The organism is Candidatus Symbiopectobacterium sp. NZEC135, from assembly GCF_025962695.1.
Map to the genome: position 1 here is coordinate 1 of NZ_JAGFPF010000920.1, position 842 is coordinate 842.

The following is an 842-nucleotide window of genomic DNA, read 5'->3' on the forward strand; positions in this document are numbered from 1 at the left end:
TCGATCCTTCCAGCGTCGTGATCGGCAACACGACGCTTGGCGATGATGTCAGCATCTGGCCATTAGTCACGATCCGTGGCGACGTGCATGAGATCCATATTGGCGCACGCACCAATATTCAGGATGGCAGCGTGTTGCACGTTACTCACCGCTCAGCGAGCAACCCGCAGGGTAATCCGTTGATCATTGGTGAAGAGGTCACCGTAGGCCACAAAGCCATGTTACACGGCTGCACCATCGGCAACCGCGTCTTGGTCGGTATGGGCTCAATCTTGCTTGACGGGGTGATGGTAGAAGATGACGTGATGATTGGGGCGGGCAGTCTGGTACCACCCGGCAAGCGCTTGCAGAGTGGTTATCTCTATCTTGGCAGCCCAGTGAAACAAATCCGCCCACTGACAGCAGAAGAGATCGAGGGGTTACGCTACTCTGCCAATAACTACGCCACCTGGAAAAACGACTACCTGGCTCAGGACAGCGAGTAATAGCCCTCACTGTCATCCTGTTCATTCAGCACCCGCGCTTCGAAAAGATCTTCGATATCCCAGCGGTGCTCTCTGAACAGCGCCAGCCAGCTATCCGCATCGGTTCCGCCAAAACGCGTCTGGAGCTGTGCTGCACTGATACGGCATTCACGCTGAAAGCCGCCGATCAGCACCGGGAAGGAGATCATACGATCTTCTTCGTTCCAGGCTTCGCGATCGGGAAACTGAATCGCCTGGTTCATGAGTTTAACGCTTTCTTCATCTGTTCGATCACCGGCGTGGTATCCGGCATCACCCCGTGCCAGAGGAAAAACGCGTGTGCCGCCTGGTTGATCAACATACCAAAACCATCCGCCA

The 842-nt window shown here is 55.2% G+C and carries 2 protein-coding genes and 1 pseudogene; 1 reads left to right on the top strand and 2 read right to left on the bottom strand.

All coding sequences use genetic code 11. From position 1 onward, the window contains the following. A partial coding sequence (locus tag J5224_RS31440; protein ID WP_264628910.1) for a gamma carbonic anhydrase family protein occupies window positions 1–485 on the top strand: 485 nt, incomplete at its 5' end. Here J5224_RS31440 and J5224_RS31445 read toward each other — a convergent pair. Further along, window positions 470–727 carry a DUF1488 domain-containing protein gene (locus J5224_RS31445; RefSeq protein WP_264628911.1) on the bottom strand — a complete coding sequence of 86 codons (258 nt, stop codon included), beginning with the start codon at window positions 725–727 and terminating at the stop codon, window positions 470–472. The genes J5224_RS31440 and J5224_RS31445 overlap by 16 nt on opposite strands. Further along, window positions 724–842, bottom strand: a pseudogene (locus tag J5224_RS31450) (shikimate dehydrogenase); the annotation flags it as partial. The gene J5224_RS31445 and the pseudogene J5224_RS31450, both read right to left, overlap by 4 nt.

Coding starts and splice junctions, on each gene's coding strand:
- J5224_RS31445 (WP_264628911.1), bottom strand. CDS start 727: ATGAACCAGGCGATTCAGTTTCCCGATCGCGAAGCCTGGAACGAAGAA.